Annotated in this window: 17 protein-coding genes; 3 read left to right on the plus strand and 14 right to left on the minus strand. The window is 68.8% G+C overall.

Annotation, left to right across the window (positions count from 1 at the left end; translation table 11 throughout):
• Window positions 1-11 precede the first annotated feature (11 nt).
• Both O5K39_RS17170 and coaD read right to left on the minus strand, forming a co-directional pair.
• Window positions 12-920 (minus strand): peptidylprolyl isomerase, encoded by a 909-nt coding sequence (locus tag O5K39_RS17170; RefSeq protein ID WP_271144816.1) that lies wholly within the window; start codon window positions 918-920, stop codon window positions 12-14.
• On the minus strand, window positions 917-1,405 hold the full coding sequence (gene coaD / locus O5K39_RS17175; protein WP_271144817.1) for a pantetheine-phosphate adenylyltransferase: 489 nt from the start codon (window positions 1,403-1,405) through the stop codon (window positions 917-919). Before coaD ends, O5K39_RS17170 begins: the two co-directional genes overlap by 4 nt.
• 184 nt (window positions 1,406-1,589) lie before the next feature.
• Here coaD and O5K39_RS17180 point away from each other — a divergent pair, with 184 nt between their 5' ends.
• Window positions 1,590-1,880: a hypothetical protein gene (locus O5K39_RS17180; RefSeq protein ID WP_271144818.1), complete on the plus strand. Its 291-nt coding sequence runs from the start codon at window positions 1,590-1,592 to the stop codon at window positions 1,878-1,880.
• Window positions 1,881-1,941: 61 nt separating this feature from the next.
• Here O5K39_RS17180 and O5K39_RS17185 read toward each other — a convergent pair whose 3' ends face one another.
• From O5K39_RS17185 to O5K39_RS17235, 11 genes are all read right to left on the minus strand, one after another.
• The gene (locus tag O5K39_RS17185; protein WP_271144819.1) at window positions 1,942-2,472 is read right to left on the minus strand and encodes a porin family protein; all 531 of its coding nucleotides are present in this window, start codon (window positions 2,470-2,472) and stop codon (window positions 1,942-1,944) included.
• A gap of 173 nt (window positions 2,473-2,645) precedes the next feature.
• Window positions 2,646-3,548: a 2-dehydropantoate 2-reductase gene (locus O5K39_RS17190; RefSeq protein ID WP_271144820.1), complete on the minus strand. Its 903-nt coding sequence runs from the start codon at window positions 3,546-3,548 to the stop codon at window positions 2,646-2,648.
• Window positions 3,549-3,595: 47 nt separating this feature from the next.
• Window positions 3,596-4,153, minus strand: a complete 558-nt coding sequence (locus O5K39_RS17195; RefSeq protein ID WP_271144821.1) for a hypothetical protein — start codon at window positions 4,151-4,153, stop codon at window positions 3,596-3,598.
• 340 nt (window positions 4,154-4,493) lie between these two features.
• Window positions 4,494-7,184, minus strand: a complete 2,691-nt coding sequence (ppdK, locus tag O5K39_RS17200) for a pyruvate, phosphate dikinase (protein ID WP_271144822.1) — start codon at window positions 7,182-7,184, stop codon at window positions 4,494-4,496.
• A 301-nt stretch (window positions 7,185-7,485) separates the two neighbouring features.
• Window positions 7,486-9,717 carry a glycine--tRNA ligase subunit beta gene (gene glyS, locus O5K39_RS17205; RefSeq protein WP_271144823.1) on the minus strand — a complete coding sequence of 744 codons (2,232 nt, stop codon included), beginning with the start codon at window positions 9,715-9,717 and terminating at the stop codon, window positions 7,486-7,488.
• Complete coding sequence (locus O5K39_RS17210; protein WP_271144824.1) at window positions 9,717-10,616, minus strand: glycine--tRNA ligase subunit alpha; 900 nt, start codon at window positions 10,614-10,616, stop codon at window positions 9,717-9,719. Before O5K39_RS17210 ends, glyS begins: the two co-directional genes overlap by 1 nt.
• Window positions 10,617-10,770: 154 nt before the next feature.
• Entirely contained in the window at window positions 10,771-11,778 is a 1,008-nt protein-coding gene (locus O5K39_RS17215) for a fasciclin domain-containing protein (protein WP_271144825.1), read from the minus strand.
• 211 nt (window positions 11,779-11,989) lie between these two features.
• A complete protein-coding gene (locus tag O5K39_RS17220; RefSeq protein WP_271144826.1) occupies window positions 11,990-12,862 on the minus strand; it encodes a 4-(cytidine 5'-diphospho)-2-C-methyl-D-erythritol kinase in 873 nt (290 codons plus the stop codon).
• A gap of 8 nt (window positions 12,863-12,870) precedes the next feature.
• Window positions 12,871-14,781, minus strand: a complete 1,911-nt coding sequence (locus O5K39_RS17225; protein WP_271144827.1) for a tetratricopeptide repeat protein — start codon at window positions 14,779-14,781, stop codon at window positions 12,871-12,873.
• 60 nt (window positions 14,782-14,841) lie between these two features.
• On the minus strand, window positions 14,842-15,483 hold the full coding sequence (locus O5K39_RS17230; RefSeq protein WP_271144828.1) for a dihydrofolate reductase family protein: 642 nt from the start codon (window positions 15,481-15,483) through the stop codon (window positions 14,842-14,844).
• An 11-nt stretch (window positions 15,484-15,494) separates the two neighbouring features.
• Window positions 15,495-17,252 (minus strand): electron transfer flavoprotein-ubiquinone oxidoreductase, encoded by a 1,758-nt coding sequence (locus tag O5K39_RS17235; protein ID WP_271144829.1) that lies wholly within the window; start codon window positions 17,250-17,252, stop codon window positions 15,495-15,497.
• Between the two features lie 94 nt (window positions 17,253-17,346).
• Between O5K39_RS17235 and O5K39_RS17240 the strand changes: the two genes are divergently transcribed.
• Together O5K39_RS17240 and O5K39_RS17245 are read left to right on the plus strand one after the other, a co-directional pair.
• Entirely contained in the window at window positions 17,347-18,153 is an 807-nt protein-coding gene (locus tag O5K39_RS17240) for a uracil-DNA glycosylase (protein WP_271144830.1), read from the plus strand.
• Between the two features lie 142 nt (window positions 18,154-18,295).
• Window positions 18,296-20,044 carry a lytic transglycosylase domain-containing protein gene (locus tag O5K39_RS17245; protein WP_271144831.1) on the plus strand — a complete coding sequence of 583 codons (1,749 nt, stop codon included), beginning with the start codon at window positions 18,296-18,298 and terminating at the stop codon, window positions 20,042-20,044.
• Window positions 20,045-20,048: 4 nt separating this feature from the next.
• Here O5K39_RS17245 and O5K39_RS17250 read toward each other — a convergent pair whose 3' ends face one another.
• A complete protein-coding gene (locus tag O5K39_RS17250; RefSeq protein WP_271144832.1) occupies window positions 20,049-20,171 on the minus strand; it encodes a hypothetical protein in 123 nt (40 codons plus the stop codon).
• Window positions 20,172-20,240 lie beyond the last annotated feature (69 nt).

A 20,240-nucleotide genomic window follows, 5' to 3' on the forward strand; every position in this document is an offset into this window, starting at 1 on the left:
GCCTGTCCTCGTCAGCCGCCGATGGCTTCGGCGACGACCGGGATATCACAGATGTTGAAGTTCAGGCCCCGGGTCTCGCGCAGGGTCTGGACCCGGGCGGCGAAGGGGGCGGTACGGGGGTCGAGGACCCGGACGCTGGGCCGCTCGGCCGGGGGGATGGAGGCGGCGATGCGGGCGCGGGTCATGACGTCAGGGTTGGCCACCGCGCCGTTGTTGGCACTGGATCCGGCGTTCAGGGCCTTGACCACGTCCAGGCCGACCACGACCCGCCCGAAGGCGGTGTAGGAGCCGTTCAGGTTGGGGTTGGTGCCGGTCATCAGGAAGAATTGGCTGTTGGCGCTGTCCGGCGACTGGGACCGGGCCATGCCCAGCACGCCGGGGCAGAACAGGCCACTGGCGGGGACCTTCATGTCGGCGGTGACGAACATCTGGGCGTCGGGCTGGGTCTCGATCGGCAGGGAGCCGAGCCAGCCGCGCACCGCACCCCCTGAGTTGGGAACCAGTCCGAACCCGTCGCGACCACGGCGGAAGCTGAACTCGCCGGCCAGATCCGGCAGGTCGGAACCGCCCTCGCCCGTGCCCAGGGGGTCGCCGGTCTGGGCCATGAAGCCGGGGATGACGCGGTGCCATTTCTGGCCGTCGAAGAAGCCCCGGTCGGCCAGCTGGGTGATGCGGGCAACGTGGCCGGGGGCGGCGCGGGGCTCCATCTCGACCAGGACGCGGCCCTTGGTGGTGTCGATGACCAGCAGGTTCTCAGGCAGGACGGTGCGCCAGTCGGCCTCGCCGATCGGCATGGGCGGCACTTCGGGGCCCCGTATGGCCTGGGCCTGGACCGACTGAAGGACCAGAAGGGCGGCACCGGCGGCGACGGCCGCAGCGGTCACGACCCGCACGGTGCGGGAAACGAAGAGGGCCTTCATACGCGTTTCTGTACCTTTTGCCGGACGGCCTCAGCGACCGCGGGGCTGACGAAGCTGTCGATATTGCCGTCCAGCCGGGCGATCTCCTTGACGAGGCGGGAGGCGATCGCCTGGTGGCGCGGATCGGCCATCAGGAACACGGTCTCGATGTCGTCATTGAGGCGCTGGTTCATGGCCGTCATCTGGAACTCGTACTCGAAGTCGGCGACGGCGCGCAGGCCGCGGACGATCATCTGGGCGTTCAGGTGCTCGGCGAAATGCATCAGCAGGCTGGAGAAGGGCTGCACGTCGATGTCGGCGTCGAGGTGGGCCACCTCGGCCCTGACCATCTCGACCCGCTGGGCCGTGGTGAACAGGGGGCCTTTGTCGTCGTTCTGGGCCACGCCGATGACCAGCCGGTCGACCAGCTTCACGGCCCGGCCGATGATGTCCATGTGCCCGTTGGTGACGGGATCGAAGGTGCCCGGATAGAGGCCGATTCTCATGGGCGTTTCCCTTCCCGCCTGACGCGGTCTTGTTAGCAGGTGCGATACGGGTGGGCCAGTGAGGGTGATCTCGGGTGCCTCGTCACGAACAATCTACCGAAAATTGTGCGGCGCCGCTTGCGCCTGAGAGGCGAGTTTGTCACGGATGTCTATCCACACCGTGAAAGCGCGAGGGGACGCCCGAATGGCCGACACCCAGACGAACCGATACAGCGCCACCCCGGCGGGCGGACGGCTGTCCTTGCTGGAATCCCTGGCCCGCGACGTGGCCATGGTCCTGAAGAGCCTCGGCGGGTCGGCGCACCAGAATGTGGTCATCGACTGCGTCGCGGCGATGAAGCGCAACCGTGGCGAGCCGGTGAACAACGATCTGCGTCACGCGGTGGTCGAGGCGTTCGAGCGGTACTCCCAGTGGTTCACCCGGCCGTTCGGCGAGGGGTCGATGCGGTGGGCCCTAGTGGCCGAGCCGGGCTGACCGTTCCCATCCCCGGAAAGGCATGAGGCGCGGCCCGTTCTGGACCGCGCCTTTTTCATGATCAGAACTTGCGGATGAAGCTCAGCGAATAGACGTCGGCTTCGCCGGCGTTGTCGTCCTGGAAGTCGCGGCGGGTCCAGTCGGCGCGGATGCCGTTGACGCCGTCCAGGTGGTAGTTGGCCCCGACGCCGTAGTTGACGCTGTCGGAATGGTCGCTGGCGGCGACGCCGGCGGCCGAGGCCTTCACTTCGGTGACGCCGTAACCGACCCGGGCGAACAGGTCGAAGTTCGGCTGGACCGGCAGGGTGGCGACACCGTAGGCGGCGACGTCGTAGCGGTGCTCGACCTTGCCGTCGACGCCGGCGAAGGAGACGTCGTCATGGCCGACCCCGAACGAGGTCTCGCCCTCGACACCCAGATAGGGGGTCAGCTTGGCGCCCAGGCGACCCGTCACGGCCCCGAGGTCAGCGTCGTCGCCCTGCATCTGGGAATAGCCCAGGGTGCCGTAGTAGGTCGGCGATTGCAGGCTCTGGGCCATGGCGGGCACGGCGAACAGGGAGACAGCGGCGGCAGAGAGAATGATGTTACGCATTGTTTCTATTAACTCCTAGATGATGATGACTTGTGGTCATCAGCCCCATCCAGCGAGGAGTTAAATGGTGACCCTGCGCGGCCGTTCCATGACCTGAACGTTGCAGTCGTGAAATCGTGCATGACTGACACAGACCTTGTTCTGCGACAGACGATATCTCAAAGATGGCCTCTTCAGGGCTGCCAGGCGGTCGCGCTCAGCAGGGTGGCGCACAGGGCGTTGACCGGGGTTTCGATGCCGTGGTCCCGGCCGAGGCGGACGATCACGCCGTTGCGCGCATCCCATTCCATCGGCCGGCCCGCCAGCCGGTCGCCCAGCAGGGAGTTGACCGAGTCCGGGGGCGAGGTCATGGCGCGCTCGACCACCCAGTCCGGCAGGTCATCGCCCAGATCGGCCCCGACGGCGCGGCCCACCGCGACGCATTCCCGGACCATGGCCCGCATCAGGTCGGCGATCCCTTGCGCCCGCACCACTCCGCCCGGCTGGCCGGTCAGGGCGTTGACGGCCCCCGCGCAGTTCAGGGCCAGCTTGGTCCAGGCGACGGTCGGGAAATCGTCGGTGGTCGAGGCGGCGATGACGCTGTCGGCGAACAGGGCGACGAAATCGTCTCCCGCCTGCCCGGCCGGCACGATGACCGTGCCCTCGCGGCGATGCAGGATCCGGCCCGGCCCGGTGCGTTCGGCCGGGATATCCACGACCACGGGCGTGATCCGGTCCGGTGCGACGAAGGGGGCGAAGCGTTCCACGTGTTCGACGCCGTTCTGGAGCACCGCAATGCGGGTCGTCGGCCCGACCAGGCCGGCGAACCAGGCCGAGGCGGCCTCGACGTCATAGGCCTTGGTGGCGACCAGGACCCAGTCGACGGGGGCGGTGATGTCCGCAGGCGAGGTGACCACGCGCGGATCCGACTCGATGACCGAACCGTCCGGCGTCTCGACGACCAGCCGATCCAGCGGGCTGCGGGCGCACAGGGTGACCTGCCCCACCCGGGGGCTGCGCGACAGCCAGGCCGCGATGGTCCCGCCGATGGCGCCGGGACCGACCACGGCGATGGAGAGGCGGGATTGGGCAGGCATTGTTGGTCCTGTGGGCATTGGGCGGGAGGTTCAGTCTAGCGGATGGATCACGCGGGGTGAGGGAGTCCGGACTCGAAATTAGAGTCCGAGGAGTCCGAGGAGTCCGAGGAGTCCGAGGAGTCCGAGGAGTCCGGACTCTCTGGCGAAGGCGCGTCACGGGCGGCCCACCGGGCTTCGCAGACCATCTTGTGGAACTCGTCGCCGACCTGTTGGGCCACGCGACGCCACCGCAGGGCGGCGACCGCATCGCCGCGCAGCAGGGCCCGCTTCATCCGGCGTCGGGCCAGATCCATGAACTGATCGTCGTCGATCCGGTCGATATCGCTGTCGTTCAGAACATCGAGTTCGACGCCCTCGTCATCCGGATCCAGACCACTCGTCACGATCCATGGCTGATCCGAGCGCCGCCAGCCCTCGATCTTGGCACGGGCGCGAAGGGCCGAGCGTCCGACGCCGTGTCGCTCGCAGCACTCCCGCGCCGACAAACCATCCAGATAGTCGAGCCGGACCACGGCCCAGACGTCGTCCGGTGCAGGCCGCAACCCGGCATTTCGGGCCGCCTCCACCCGCGTCCGGAGAGGTTGCCAGAATTCTTCGTCGTCCATCGTCCTTCGTCCTCGGATTGGGTTGAGGGGTCAGGATAAGGGACGGGTCGAGGTGGGCGAGGTTGGAGGGGGTGAGAACGGAGCAATCCCTTGTGCGGCAAGGGATTGGTAGGCTGAAGTTTGAAACTTCGAGGCGGCGGACAAGCCGAAATTCCTTCTCCCCTTGCGGGAGAAGGTGGCAGCCGAAGGCTGATGGATGAGGGGTCACGCCGAGGAGAGACGGTGAGGGTTCAGGCGCGCAGGACTAATAAGCCGGCGTGACCCCTCACCCGACCGCGCAAGGACGACGGCTGCGCCGCCGTGCGCGGGCTCCCTCTCCCGCAGGGGGAGAGAGAAAAGTTCAGCGATCCTTTTCGCGCGCCTCGCCGCCACGGCTGACCAGCGCGGCCTGGGCTGCGGCCAGGCGGGCGATGGGGACGCGGTAGGGGGAGCAGCTGACGTAGGACAGGCCCACCTCTTCGCAGAAGGCGATGGAGGCGGGGTCGCCGCCGTGTTCGCCGCAGATGCCCATCTTCATGTCGGGGCGGACGGCCGAGCCGCGTTCCCTGGCGATACGGATCAGGTCGCCGACGCCGTCCTGATCCAGGCGGACGAAGGGGTCGGTCTCGAAGATGCCCTTGTCCATATAGGCCTGGAGGAAGCGGCCGGAGTCGTCGCGTGAAATGCCGAAGGTGGTCTGGGTCAGGTCGTTGGTGCCGAAGGAGAAGAACTCGGCGTATTCGGCCAGATCACCGGCACGCAGGGCGGCGCGGGGCAGTTCGATCATGGTGCCGACCAGGTATTCGACGGTGTCGCCGGCCTCCTCGAACACGGCCTTGGCCGTGCTGTCGGTCAGTTCGCGCAGGTATTTCATCTCCAGACCCATGGCGACCAGGGGGTGCATGATCTCGGGGATGGGGGCGGTGCCGGACGCCTGTTTGACGGCGATGGCGGCCTCGATCACGGCGCGGACCTGCATCTCGTAGATTTCAGGGTATGCGACGCCGAGGCGGCAGCCCCGGTGGCCCAGCATCGGGTTGGTTTCGTGCAGTTCCTTGGCCCGGCGTTTCAGCTTCATGGCATCGAGGCCCGAACCGGCGGCAAGGGCGTCGATGTCCTCGTCCGTGTGCGGGATGAACTCGTGCAGCGGCGGGTCGAGCAGGCGGACCGTGACCGGCAGGCCGGCCATGATGGTGAACAGCTCGACGAAGTCGGCCTTCTGGAACGGGGCGATCTTGGCGAGCGCGGTGCGGCGACCGGCCTCGTCGTCGGCCAGGATCATCTCGCGCACGGCGGCGATGCGTTCCTCGTCGAAGAACATGTGCTCGGTGCGGCACAGGCCGATGCCCTCGGCGCCGAAGCCGCGCGCGGTCTTGGCGTCCAGCGGGGTCTCGGCGTTGGCGCGGACCTTGAGCCTGCGGACCTTGTCGGCCCAGCCCATCAGGGTCTGGAAGTCGCCGGTCAGCTCGGGCTCGATCATGGCCACGGCACCGTCCAGCACCTCACCCTTTGAGCCGTCGATGGTGATGATCTCGCCGGCCTTGAAGGTGCGGCCGTTGGCGGTGAAGGTCCCGGCGTGCTCGTCGATCGACAGGGCATTGATGCCGCAGACGCAGGGGCGACCCATGCCGCGCGCCACGACCGCCGCGTGGCTGGTCATGCCGCCGCGCGCCGTGACGATGCCGCGCGCCGCGTGCATGCCGTGGATGTCTTCCGGCGAGGTTTCCTCACGGACCAGGATGACGGCGTCGCCGAGCTGCGACATCCGTTCGGCCTCGTCGGCGTCGAAGACGATCTTGCCGGTCGCAGCGCCGGGGCTGGCCGGCAGGCCGGTCGCGACGACGGTGCGGGCGGCCTTGGGGTCCAGGGTCGGATGCAGAAGCTGGTCGAGGGCGGCGGGCTCGACGCGGCTGATGGCTTCTTCCTGGGTGATCACGCCCTCGGCGGCCAGGTCGACGGCGACCTTGAGTGCGGACTTGGCGGTGCGCTTGCCGTTGCGGGTCTGGAGCATCCACAGGCGACCGCGTTCGACCGTGAACTCGATGTCCTGCATGTCGCGGTAGTGGGTTTCTAGCCGGCCGACCACGTCCACGAACTCGGCGAAGACGGTGGGCATGGCCTCTTCCATCGAGGGGGCGGTCTCGCCCATCTCCTCGCGGCCGACCTTGGTCAGGGATTGCGGCGTGCGGATGCCGGCGACGACGTCCTCGCCCTGGGCATTGATCAGGAACTCGCCGTACAGGCGGGCGTCGCCGGTCGAGGGGTTGCGGGTAAAGGCCACGCCCGTCGCGGAGGTCTCGCCCATGTTGCCGAACACCATCGACTGGATGTTGACGGCCGTGCCCCAGCTTTCGGGGATGTCGTGCATGCGGCGATAGAATTTGGCCCGGTCGTTCATCCAGCTGGCAAACACGGCCGAGACCGCGCCCCAGAGCTGAAGCTGGGGATCTTGGGGGAAGGGCACGCCCAGCTCGCGCTGGACCACCGTCTTGTATTCGGCGACGACCTTTTCCCAGTCCTCGGCGGTCAGGTCGGTGTCGACGGTGACGCCCAAGCGGTCCTTGTGGTCGTCCAGCACCTCCTCGAAGTCGTCGTGGGACAGGCCCAGGACGACGTTGGAATACATGGTGATGAAGCGGCGGTAGGAGTCGAAGGCGAAGCGGCGGTCGCCCGACAGCTTGGCCAAGCCCTCGACCGTCTGGTCGTTGAGGCCCAGGTTCAGGACGGTGTCCATCATGCCCGGCATGGAGGCGCGGGCGCCGGAGCGGACCGAGACCAGCAGGGGGTTCTCGGGGTCGCCGAACACCTTGCCGACGATGGATTCGACCTTGAGCAGGCCGGCCGCGACCTGTCCGGCCAGGGCGTCGGGGTATTTCTGGCCGTTGGAATAGTAGTGGACGCAGGCCTCGGTCGTGATGGTGAAGCCGGGGGGCACCGGCAGCCCCAGCGACGACATCTCGGCCAGGTTGGCGCCCTTGCCCCCCAGCAGATTCTTCATCGACGCGTCGCCGTCGGCGGCCCCGCCACCGAACGCATAGACCCACTGCACCATTGGAAACCCCTGAGTTTTGAATAGCAACGGCGGGTTGTCCCCACTCATGGGGCCTGACTACCGTGCTGCGCCCGCGAAGGCGAGACCGGGATGAAACAAAGCGTGAGGAATGTTACCGGGGGCTGCGTTTCCTTCTTCTCCCGCGCAGCGGGGGAAGTGTCGCGTCCCTGAGCGCAGCGAAGGCAGCGACGATGGGGGCCATGTGACGCAGGGCGCAGGCGGATGACTACCCCCATCGACCCTGGTCTCGCTTCGCTCGACGCCGGGCCACTTCCCCCGCTGCGCGGGAGAAGAAGGCCTCCTACCCCGCGACCAGTCCGAAATCCGCCACCCGGCCCATGACATCCCGCACCTGACCCAGCAGTTTCAGCCGGTTGTCGCGTTCCTCAGCCACATCCGAGTTGACCATCACGTCCGTGAAAAACGCATCCACCGGCGCGCGCAGGCGGGCGAGCGCGGTCATGGCGACGGCGAAATCCTCGGTGTCCAGCGCGGTGTCCACGGCGGTGCGGGCGGCGTCGGCGGCGAAGGCGAGCGTGGTCTCGGCCTCGGGCTGGTTGGGCAGGCCGGTCTGGACCATGCCGGTGGGGATATCCCCCTTCTTCGCCTCGGCCTTGAGGATGTTGGACGCGCGCTTGTACCCGGCCAGCAGATTGGCCCCGTCGTCGGTGGCTAGGAAAGCATCCAGCGCCTCGACCCTGCGGACGATGCGGACGAGGTCGTCGTCGCCGAGCGCGAAGACGGCGTCCACGAGATCGTGGCGCTTGCCCTGGTCGCGGAGGAGGACCTTCAGGCGATCGGCGAAGAAGGCGAGGAGATCCCCGCTACTGGCACGGGCCTCCGCGTTTGCAGTGTCAATCTGCTTTTGGAGTTCGTCCCTATCAATAGGAAGCGGGACTTTAGACTGCTCGATGACATCTAGACTAAGGTGCTGACGAACTGCCACCATTTGCTCGGCCGCCAAATGTGTCGATCGACTGATGGCGTTAAGTCGCACTATCGCGCCAGCAAACTTGGCCATCGCTAGGAACGGAAACCGCGATGCATTTTCCAGTACCAGCCTGATCACCCCCAGCGCCGCCCGGCGCAGCGCGAACGGGTCCTTGGAGCCGGTGGGCTTTTCGTCGATGGCGAAGAAGCCGACGAGGGTGTCGAGCTTGTCGGCCAGGGCGACGGCGACGGTCAGGGGGGCGGTGGGGACCGTGTCGGCCGGACCCTGAGGCTTGTAGTGATCGCGGATGGCGTCGGCGACGGCGGCGGACTGACCGAAGGCGCGGGCGTAGTAGCCGCCCATGACGCCCTGCAGTTCCGGGAACTCGCCGACCATGCCGGAGGCGAGGTCAGCCTTGGCGAGGCGGGCGGCGCGTTCGGCCTCGTCGGGATTGGCGCCGACCAGGGGGGCGATTTCGCGGGCCAATGCCGCGATGCGGTCGACGCGTTCGGCCAGGGTGCCCAGTTTGGCGTGGAAGGTGACGCCCTGAAGCTTTGCGTTCCAGGCGTCGAAGCCGGTCTTGAGGTCCTCGTCCCAGAAGAAGCGGGCGTCGTTCAGGCGGGCGGACAGGACGCGACTGTTGCCGGCGGCCAGGGCCACGCCGCCGTCGGAGGCCTCGACATTGGCGACCACGAGGAAATTGGGGGCCAACTTGCCGGTCGCGGGGTCACGCACCGCGAAATACTTCTGGTGAACCTTCATCGACAGGCGGACGACCTCGGGCGGCAGGTCGAGGAACTGCGGGTCCATGTCGCCCAGGATCGGCGTCGGCCATTCGGCGAGACCGGCGACCTCGTGCAGCAGGCCGTCGTCGTCGACCAGTTCCAGCCCCCGCGCGTGGCAGGCGGCGCGGGCACCCTCGAGGATCTTCAGCTTGCGGTCGGCGACGTCGAGGATGACGTGGTTGGCTTCAAGCTGTTTGCGGTAGTCGGCGAAGTCGCGGACCTTGAGCGGGCGGCCCGTGCCCATGAACCGGTGGCCCTCGGTGGTGTCGCCGGAGGCGATGCCGCGAAGGACCTCGTCCTGGGTCGGAGGCGGCGCGCCGTCGTCGATGACGAAGGGCACCACGGCCCCGTCGAACAGGCAGACGATCCGCTTCAGCGGCCGCACCCAGCGCAGGGTGGCGTCGGCCCAGCGCATCGACTTGGGCCAGGGGAAGGCGCGGACGATGGCTTCGACCGTCTCGGCGATGACGGCGGGGGTCGGACGGCCCGCCTCGTTGATCACGGCGAACAGGACGCCGTCGCGCTCGGTCAGCTGATCGCGGGTCAGTCCGGTCTTGCGCAGGAAGCCTTCGAGCGCCTGTTCCGGCGCATTGGCGCGGGGGCCCTTGATCTCTTCGGCGCGGTCGGGCGTGGCGGTCGGCAGGCCCTCGATCACCAGGGTCAGGCGACGTGGCCCGGCGAAGGTGGTCAGGGCATCCCAGGTCAGGCCGGCGGCCTTCAGCCGTTCGGTCGCCATCCGCTCCAGATCGCGCGCGGCGCCCGGCTGCATCCGGGCGGGGATTTCTTCGGAGAACAGTTCGAGGAGGAGTTGGGACATCAGGCGGCCTCCGCCTTTTCACGCTCGACGTAGGCGACCGCACACGCCTTACACAGGTCCCGAATGCGGCCGATGTAGCTCTGGCGTTCGGCGACGGCGATGGCGCCGCGGGCGTCCATCAGGTTGAACAGGTGGGATGCCTTCAGGACCTGATCGTAGGCGGGCAGAACCAGTTGCTGGCCTTGCGGGCCGGTCATGGCGAGCAGGCGACGGCTTTCGGCCTCCATGTCCTCGAAGCGGCGTTTCAGCCCCTCGACGTCGTAACCGTGGAAATTGGCTTCCGACTGCTGACGCTCGTTCTCGAGGAAGACCTCGCCGTAGGTCAGGCCGTCCTTGTTGAACTTCAGATCATAGACGTTGTCGACGCCCTGAACGTACATGGCCAGACGCTCCAGCCCGTAGGTCAGCTCGCCCGAGACGACGTCGACCTCGATGCCGCCGACGCCCTGGAAATAGGTGAACTGCGTCACCTCCATGCCGTCGCACCAAACCTCCCAGCCCAGGCCCCAGGCACCGACGGTGGGGTTTTCCCAGTCGTCCTCGACGAAGCGGATGTCGTGCAGTTTCGGGTCGATGCCGATGGCGCGGAGCGACCCCAGATACAGGTCCTGGAGGTCGTCGGGGTTGGGCTTCAGGATGACCTGGAACTGGTAGTAGTGCTGGAGGCGGTTGGGGTTCTCGCCATAGCGGCCGTCGCCCGGGCGGCGGCTGGGTTGGACGTAGGCGGCCTTCCACGGCTTCTTGCCGAGCGCGCGCAGCACGGTCGCCGGATGCAGGGTGCCGGCACCGACCTCGACGTCATACGGCTGTAGCAGGGCGCAGCCCTTGTCGCCCCAGTATCGCTGGAGGGTCAGGATCAGGTCCTGGAACGAGAGCGGTTCGGTCGGGGTGTGGGGCAAGGCGGGCGGGCTTTTTCAGGGCTGGCGGATGGCGGCGGACCCTAGAGCGCGCGGTCGAAAAACGAAACCCGGCAATAGCGCAAAGAAACGCCCCGGCCGCGTGGGCGACCGGGGCGAAGCTGTCAGGCGACCCTGCAGGGGCCAACTGCAATCCTTAGCCTTGCGGCGTGGGGACCGGAGCCGGGGCCGGGGCGGGCTTGGGAGCGGGAGTCGGCGACGGGGTCGGAGCCGTGTCGTCGCTGTCCGGGTCACCCTCAACCGGCGGGGTCGGGGCGGGGGGCGTCGTGGTCGACGGCGTCATCGACGACGGAGCCATGTTCGACGGTGCCATCGTGGACGGAGCCGAGGCCGGCGGGGTGGCGACCGGCGGCGTGGCTTCATCGGCGGGCGGGGTCATTTCGGCTTCCTCGGCCGGGGGCGCGGCCTCGGTGGTGTCCTCGTCCATGGTGGTCGCGGCAGGCGGCGTCACGGGCGGGGTGGCGGCGGGCGCTTCCTCGGCCGGGGCGGCGGCGTCTTCTTCCGCATCACCCGAGGCGACCTGGGAGGCACCGGGACTCAGCACCTTGTCGATGGCGAAGATGGCGCCGTTGGAGGCGTCGATGTCGGCCGTGGTCACGGTGGCGTCATCGACCTTGATCGCATCGCCGGTGCCGTCCAGCTGGACCTGGGTGCGGGCGGCGGTTTCGACGCCACCCTTGGTGCCTTCGATCTGGCTGGAGGACACGTCGGCGACGACCACGTGATACAACAGCAGCTGGCGTAGCTCCTGGGCGTTGGCCGGGTCCATCAGGCGCGTGCGGTCGGCCTCTGGCAGTTCAGCGAAGGCCGCGTCGGTCGGGGCGAAGATAGAGATGGCCGGCTGGGTCCGCAGGGTCTCGGTCAGCTGGGCATTGTCCAGCGCGGTCAGCAGGGTCGAGAACTCGCCCTTGGCCTTCAGGGTGTCGATGATGTTGCCGGCGGTGGCGGGCGTCTCGGCCGAGGCCGTCTGGCTCGCGGCGGGAGCCGGCGTGGTCTGGGTCGCGGCCGGGGCAGTCGATGGCGACGTCGCGGGCATCTCAGCCGGGGTTTCCGGAGCGGGGGTCGTCGCGCTCTGGGCAAAGGCGGCCGGGGCGGCGAACAGGGCGACGGCGGCGGTAGCGGTCAGCAGGCGAGTGCGAAGCATGGTGGGTATCCTTCTTGTAATCGTGGGGGGCCGCGAGCCTGATGCTCACGGACGGTTACTCGACGTTACTCGGAGGACAAAACTCGGAAGCGCGACGGCAGTTCCATGACACAGCGATATTCTGAACAAGCTCTACCGTTAGCGGTGCTATTCAGAAGCTATACTGTGACGACGGTCACAAGACTGCCCGCAAAGGGCCTCAAACGGCGGCTTACGGCCGTTGATCGCCCAGGACGGTGCGCGCGACCCACCAGCCCGCATGTCGGGCCTGTAGCGCGCGCGTGGCCTCGTCGGCGTCCCGTGCTGTGTCGAACAGGGCAAAGACCGTGGCCCCCGAACCCGACATCCGCACCAGCCCGACCCAAGGGCAGGCCGCGAGGTCGGCGAGGGCTTCGGCGACAGCGGGGGCGACGGTCAGGGCCGGAGCCTCCAGATCGTTGCGCTGTGCCGCCAGCCAGCGGATCACGCCGGTAGGGCTGACGTCGGCGGGATCGGCCGGGCGATCGGGCGCGCCGACGGGCCGTACGTCATAGGCGCGATAGACCGCACCGGTCGAACAGGCGACGCCCGGATTGACCAGGACGGCGTGCAGCGGTGGCATCCAGACGGCGTCGCTGAGGTCGCCGCCGATGCCCTCCGCCCAGGCGGTGCGGGCCCGCAGACACATGGGGCCGTCCGCGCCGATAACGGCTGCGACGGTTTCGAGAGCGGCGTCGTCGATGTCGAGATCGAGCGCCGTCCGCGCCAGACGCAGGGCCGCGCCGGCGTCGGAGGAGCCTCCGCCCATACCGGCCGCGATCGGCAACCGCTTGTCGAGGGTGACCTTCAGCGGCGGCTCTCCGCTGCCGGTGGCCTGGCCTAGGGCCCGGAGCGCGCGCAGGATCAGGTTGTCCCCCTCCCCGTCCAGGCCTGCGCCGAACGGGCCGTTGACGGTCAGGGACAGCCGGTCGGCGGGCTCGACCGTGACGACGTCGCCGACGTCGGCGAAGGCGACGAGGCTGGCCAGGGGGTGATAGCCGTCCGCCCGGACCGGCCCGACATGCAGGCACAGGTTGACCTTGGCGGGAGCGAGCGCGGAGATCACCGCCGACGTCAGAGGTCGCCGCCCCCGGTCGCGGGCCCGGAGGTCGGGCCGGACAACGGATCTGGCAGGCCGTCGGCGATCTTGGTTTCGACCTCGGCGCGGCGCTCGGCGTCCGGGTCCAGAGTCAGGACGCGGTTCCATTGCCAGCCCGCCTCGCGACGGCGGCCCACCCGCCAGTAGGCGTCGCCGAGATGGTCATTGATCTCGGCGTTGGCGGGTTCTTTCGACACGGCTTCTTCGAGCGTGGCGACGGCGGTCTCGAACTGGCCCTGACGGAACTGGGCCCAGCCGAGCGAGTCCTGGATATTGCCGTCCTCGGGGTCGGCGGCGTGGGCGCGGGCGATCAGGGCGGCCCCCTCCTCCACCCGGGTGCCGTTGTCGACCCAGAGATAGCCGAGATAGTTGAGGAAGGCGGGCTGGTCCGGCTGATCGGCCAGGGCGGCCTGAAGCTCGGCCTCGGCCTCGGCGACGCGACCGGCACCTTCCAGCGCCGCGCCGCGCAGGAAGCGCACCTCACCGGCGGGGTTCGCGCCGCCCAGGACGGGGCCGATCAACAGGGCCAGGGCCTCGTCGTTACGCTTGAGCTCGACCAGCTGCGCGGCCAGGGCGAAGGCGACCTCGGGGCTTTCGGGAGCGGCGGCATAGGCCTTCTGGAACTCGACGAGGGCGTCGTCGGGCCGCTCGTCCTTGCCGAAGCTCTGGCCCATCAGGACGCGGGCGACGGCGTACTCGGCGCGGCTGGAGGGGGCGACCTCGGCCAGGACGTTGCGGGCGGCGGCGTCGAGACCGGCCAGGGTCAGGTAGCGGGCCAGCTGAAGCCGGACACCGTCGTCGGGCTCCACGTTCAGGGCCAGCCGGGTGTAGACGGCGGCGAACTCATTGGCCCCGCCCTGGGACGCATAGGCCGAGGCCAGCAGCAGGCCGCGCACCACGCCCTGACGGTCCGTGGGCAGACGGGGCGCGCGGCCGCCGCTCTCGGCGCGGGCGCGGGCGGCGATCAGGGTCGGGTTGGTCGGCTGCATGGCCAGGGCGGCGTCATAGACGGCGACCGCTTCGTCGCGACGGCGGCGGCGCTCCAGAAACTCGCCATAGCCGATGACGATGGCGGGCTGGGCGCCGGGGGCCGTCGCGACGGATTTGTAGGCCGTGTCGGCCTCGTCGTTGCGGCGGCGGCGTTCCAGCAACTGGGCGCGCTGGAACAACATCAGCTGGCTGAGAGAATCTGTCGCGCCCGGCGACGGCGACAGCAGGGCCAGGTCCCAGTCCCCGGCCGAGGCGGCGATCCACGGCTGGACCAGCAGCGCCGCGACCGCATGGGGCGGGCGGATCGGCGAGGCCTTGATCGAGGCGATGGCGGCCCGGGCATTGCCGTGGACGAAGCCCTGCACCGCCGCGACCAGCCGCCCGGCCTCGCCCAGCACGGCCGGGACGCCGGGGCCGCTGGGCGCCGCGACGGCGGCGTCATCGAGGTCGCCGGACAACAGGGCGGCGGTGAAGGCCTGTTCGCGGATCAGGGGCTGTTCCGGCGTCAGGGCCAGGACCTCGGACAGATAGGCCGCGCCCTGGACGTTCGCGCCCGCCTGATCCTCGGCCGACCGGCCGGCCAGATAGCGCCCGGCCAGATACAGGCCATAGGCGGTGCGCCCCTCACGGTCGCGCGGCGCGGGGGCCCAGACGGCGGGGATGGGGGTGACGGCGGGGGCGGCGGGCGGCGGCAGGGGGGCGGAGGCGTCGGGGGCCTCGTCCTCCGGCGCGTCGGCCTCGGGCTCGGTCGGCAGCGGCGGGATGGTGCCCAGCGGCGTGATCGACGGCGACGGGGGACGTTCAGCCGGGGCGGCGTCCTGGGCGAAGGCGGGGGTGGTCAGAGCGCCGATGGCCGCGAACGACAGCAGGGACAGGCGGAGGCTTCGGAAGGTCATGGTGCGAACGTCGCCACTTTAGCGGCCGGCCGCAAGGGCCTCGGTGCTATCCCTCGACGCTCAGCGCGTCAGCACCACGTGGGTGGCCAGTTCGGTCGAGACCGATTCCGTCACACGATAGCCCAGCCCCGGCAGGTCGATCCCCGCGAAAAGTGACTCGCCTTGGCCCAGAAGCACGGGCGAGATCACCAGGTGCAGTTCGTCGATGGCGCCCGCCAGCAGGTACTGGCGCACCGTCGAGACGCCGCCGCCGATCTTGACGTCGAGGTCGCCGGCGGCAGCCTTTGCCTGGGTCAGGGCGGATTCGATGCCGTCGGTGACGAAGTGGAAGATGGTGCCGCCTTCCATCTCGATGGGCGGGCGAGGGTAGTGGGTCAGGATGTAGGTGGGGGCGTGATAGGGCGGGTTGTCGCCCCACCAGCCCTTCCACACGTCATCGGGCCAGTCACCTCGAACGGGGCCGAACATGTTGCGGCCCAGGATGAAGGCGCCGAACCCCGCCATGGAGGCGCGGCCGAAGCGGTCATCGACGCCTTCGGTGCCGCCCTCCTTGCCGATCATCGTCTGGAAGCTGCGGGTCGGGTAGAACCAGTTGTGCAGTTCCGGGCCCCGCAGGCCGAGCGGGTTCTCCCGCGACTGGTCCGGTCCGGCGCCGAAGCCGTCGATGGAGACGGCGAATCCCGCGACACGCACCCTGGCCATGACCACCGCTCCTACATGTTCGGATAGTTGGGGCCGCCGCCGCCTTCGGGGGTGGTCCAGACGATGTTCTGCGACGGATCCTTGATGTCGCAGGTTTTACAGTGGACGCAGTTCTGGGCGTTGATGACGAATTTCGGATCGGTCTTCGCCACCTCGTCGGCATAGACGACCTCATAGACCCCGGCCGGGCAATAGAGGCGCGCGGGTTCGCCGTAGTCGGGCAGGTTGACGCGGATCGGCACCGACGGATCGATCAGCTTCAGGTGGGCCGGCTGTTCCTCGGCATGGTTGGTGTTGGAGATGAAGACGCTGGACAGCTTGTCGAACGACAGCTTGCCGTCGGGCTTGGGATAGACGCGCGGCTTGTGCTTGGAGGCCTTTTCGGTCGAGGCGGCGTCGGTCTTGCCGTGCTTCATCGTCCACGGGACGGGGATGCCGGTCAGGGAGGTGAACCACATCTCGGCCACCCCGAACGCCCCGCCCAGGGTGGTGCCGAACTTCGTCAGATAGGGTTTGGCGTTCCGGACACCGCGCAGCTCCTTGTAGACCCAGCTGTTCTCATAGGCCGCCTGGTACTCGACCAGCACGTCGCCCTCGCGGCCGGCCATGACGGCGTCGTAGGCGGCGTCGGCGGCCAGCATGCCGGTCTTCATGGCGTTGTGGCTGCCCTTGATCCGGGGCACGTTCACGAAGCCGGCCGAGCATCCGATCAGGGCACCGCCCGGGAAGGCCAGTTTCGGCACCGACTGGAAGCCACCCTCGGTGATGGCGCGAGCACCGTAGGAGATGCGGGTCCCGCCCTCCAGGTGGTCGGCGATGGCGGGGTGGTGCTTGAACCGCTGGAACTCGTCGAACGGCGACAGGAACGGATCCTTGTAGTTCAGGTGCACGACGTAGCCGATGGCCACGTAGTTGTCGCCGAAGTGGTAGAGGAAGCTGCCCCCGCCGGTGAACTCGTCCAGCGGCCAGCCGGTCGTGTGTTGGGCGAGGCCAGGACGGTGCTTCTCGGGCGGGACCTGCCACAGTTCCTTCAGGCCGATGCCGAATTTCTGGGGCTGGCTGTCCTTGGCCAGCTGGTGGCGGGCGATGATGGTCTTGGCCAGCGACCCGCGCACGCCCTCGGCGATGAAGACGTATTTGCCGTGCAGTTCGATGCCGGGCTGGAAGTCGCCGGTCGGGGCGCCGTGCTTGTCGATGCCGAAGACGCCGGCGACGACGCCCTTGACCCGACCCGTCTCCCCTTCCCAGACGACGTGGCTGGCGGCCATGCCGGGATAGACCTCGACGCCGAGCGCCTCCGCCTGTTCACCCAGCCAGCGCGTGACGTTGCCGAGCGAGGCGATGTAGCAGCCGTCGTTGTGCATCATCGGCGGCAGCATCGCCATCGGCAGGCTGACCTGACCTGCCGGGCCCAGCACCATGAACCGGTCCTCGGTAACGGGCGTCTCGAGCGGGCAGCCGCGGTCCTTCCAGTCGGGGAACAGCTCGCTCAGCGCCTTGGGATCGATCACGGCACCCGACAGGATATGGCCGCCGACCTCGGCCGCCTTTTCCAGGACTGCGACGTTGATCTCGGTGCCGGCTGCCTCCGCGCGCTGTTTCAGGCGGATGGCGGCGGACAGGCCGGCGGGACCACCGCCGACGATGACCACGTCATATTCCATGACCTCGCGCTCGACGCCTTGAAGCGCCTCCAGCGGCGGCAGGTTGTCGAGGATGGCTTCCTGACGCGCACTGGTGGCGCCGCCCTCGCGTGTGTCCTCGGCCATGATCCTGATCCCGTTTCCTTCGAGTGGTTATACGCTTATCAGAACGTGACGCGAGGGAGGTCAAGCCCGATCTCTACTCGCGAGTAGGGATAATATGCAGACGATCGATGTCGCAGCCACCGAGAGCCTGCTCGCCTTCTGGCGGGATGCGGGCGTCGAGGCCTGCTACCTCGATGCGGCGGTGGACCGGACCCACGTCGAACTGCCCGCCCCGCGCAAGGCCGTGCTGAAGGCCACGGCCTCGGTCGCCGCCGCCCCCAATGCAGCGGATTGCGTCGCCGAGGCGCGCCATGTCGCCCAGGCCGCGACGACGCTGGAGGCCCTGATGGCGGCGGCCGCCGGTTTCGACGGGTGCGGGCTGAAGCAGCAGGGGGCACGACGAGCCGTGGTCGGCGGGGGCCCGGCGGACGCGGATCTGCTGGTCATCGGCGCCGCACCGGGTCTGGAAGAGGACGACAGCGGCGACATCTTCGCGGGCAAGGCGGGTCGGCTGCTGGACGCCATGCTGGGGGCGGCAGGGCTGAAGGACCGGGCCTACCGGATGAACGCCGTCTTCTGGCGACCGCCGGGTGACCGACCCGCCGCGCCGGAGGAACAGGCGGCCTGCCTGCCCTTCGTCGAGCGGGCGCTGGATCTGCTGAAGCCGCGCGCGGTTCTGCTGCTCGGCGCGGCCCCGGCCCGGTCCGTGTTGAAGTCGACCGAGACGGTGATGGCGCTGCGCGGCGACTGGCGCGAGTGGCGGCTGGGCGAAGGCAATGTATCGGCACCCGTGCGGGTGACGCTGAACCCCGTGTTTCTGCTCAAGCAGGGACAGGCCAAGAAGCAGGCGTGGGCTGATGTTCTGGCGGTTGCGGCACGGCTCGACGAGTCCGATCGCGACATCACGCCGCACACGGATTAACCCTGTCGTTCGCGCCCTGACGTACACGTGATTGAGACCGATGCCGTGTTGCGGCATAGTTAGCGATTGACGACCGATCGCAGACCGACGCGCTGATCCTGAATCGAGACGGGAGACGCGTTGCACGAGGGGGCCGCCGCCTATGTATGATTTCCGCCGCGCGACGTTCTCGCCGACGCTGGCCGTAGTCCTGGCCGCCTTCGCCTTCGGGGCGGTGGCGACGGGTGCGAAGGCTGACGATTCGGCCGTGCCCGCCGAGGCGGCCGTAGACGAAGCCGTGGTCGACGACGGGCAGCCCAAGGCCCTGAGCAACGCCGACCGCCTGAGCTACACCACTGCGTTCGACGCCCTGCGTCGTGGCGACCTGGAGCTGGCCCGCATGTCGGCGCGTCAGGCCAATGACCGCGTCCTGCTGGGGCAGGTCGAGTTCGAGCGGCTGTTCCACCCCGACCATGTCGCCACCTATGACGAGTTGGCCGCCTGGCTCGACGACTATGCCGACCTGCCGGTGGCACAGCGGGTCTATGCCCTGGCGCTTCGTCGCCTGCCGGATGGTGCCGCGGAACCCCGGCGTCCGGCGGGCGTCAGCGGCCGGACCTGGTCCAGCGTCGCCGAGGCCATCGGGGTCTCCGGTGGTGCAAATACCGAGAACGACCCCGCCAAGGCGGCGCGGGTCATGCTGAACCACGACGACCTGAACGGCGCCTATGTCACCGGGGTCCAGATCGGCGACTGGTGGGTGGCGGGGCTCGCGGCCTATCGGATGGGCGACTATGCCCGCTCGTTCCAGGCGTTCGAGCGTGTCGCCGCCGATCCGACCGAGGACCCCTGGGTTCGCGCCGGGGCCGGGGTCTGGGCCGCCAAGGCCGCCGGTCAGTCCGGCCGCCAGAACCGCGTGACCGAGTTCCTGCGCCTGGCCGCGCAGTGGCCCGCCACCTTCTATGGCCAGGTCGCCCTGCGTCAGTTGGGTGAGGAGCCCCCGGTCCAGAACCAGGGTCCGCGCCCCTATTCGCCCGCCCCCTATCAGGGTGGCGGGTTCCAGCAGGCGTCGTTCAGCGAAGCCGGCGGCGACTCCCGCGCCCTGAACAGCTTCATCCAGTCGGACGCCCAGGCGCGGCGCACTGTGGCCTTCCTCGAGGTCGGCCGTCGCTCCGACGCACGCGAGGCCCTGACCACCGGCCTGCGCTCCGCCGTCGGCGAGACCGCGCGCGGGATGTGGCTGACCTTGGCCCGGACCCTGGGGCCGCGCGTCATGAGCGACGACACCTCGGTCCGCACCATCGACGCCAGCCGCTTCGCGACGCCTGAGCTGGCCCCCGAGGGTGGTTTCACCATCGAGAAGGCGCTGGTCTATGCCCTGGCCCGCAAGGAGACCGATTTCAACGCCTCGGCCCGGTCGCCGGTCGGGGCTTACGGCCTGATGCAGGTGATGCCGGGGACGGCGGCCGAGATGACGGGCGACCGGGGGTTCGTGACCAGTCCGAACCGTCTGCTCGATCCGGCCGTGAACATGCGGCTGGGCCAGACCTACATCAACCGGATGCTGGCGCGGCCCGAGTTCCAAGGCGACCTGTTGCGGGCGGTGGCCTCCTACAATGCCGGGCCGGGGCCGATGCTGTCGGCGCTGAGGAAGCTGGGGCCCAATCCCGATCCCCTGCTGCTGATCGAGACGATCGATGTGCCCCAGGCGCGGGACTATGTGGAGAAGGTCGTCGCCGCCTACTGGATCTATCAGCGGATGTTCGGCGGGCCGCTGAACACCCTGGATGCGGTGGCGTCGGGGGCCGGTCTGGTGCCGATCAGCCTCGATTATGTCGCGCCTCCGCCTCAGCCGATCGTGGCTCAGCCGGTCGAGATGGCGGCGTCGCCGACCACGGCCGGCGGTCTCTGACCTCTCAGAAGACGCTGGCGATCAGAGACGCGCACAGGCAGCAGCCGATCAGAAGCGCCAGACCGACGTTCAGGATCAAGAGGCGGCGCGCAGGGGCGGCGGCGATCGTCTGTGTGTCACGTTCCATGCCGGCCCTCCCCCTCGTCTGATGCCTCAAGATAACGCCGTGACATGAACGGCCGATGAGCGGTGACGG

The sequence above is a fragment of the Brevundimonas sp. NIBR10 genome, assembly GCF_027912515.1.
Lineage (GTDB): Bacteria > Pseudomonadota > Alphaproteobacteria > Caulobacterales > Caulobacteraceae > Brevundimonas.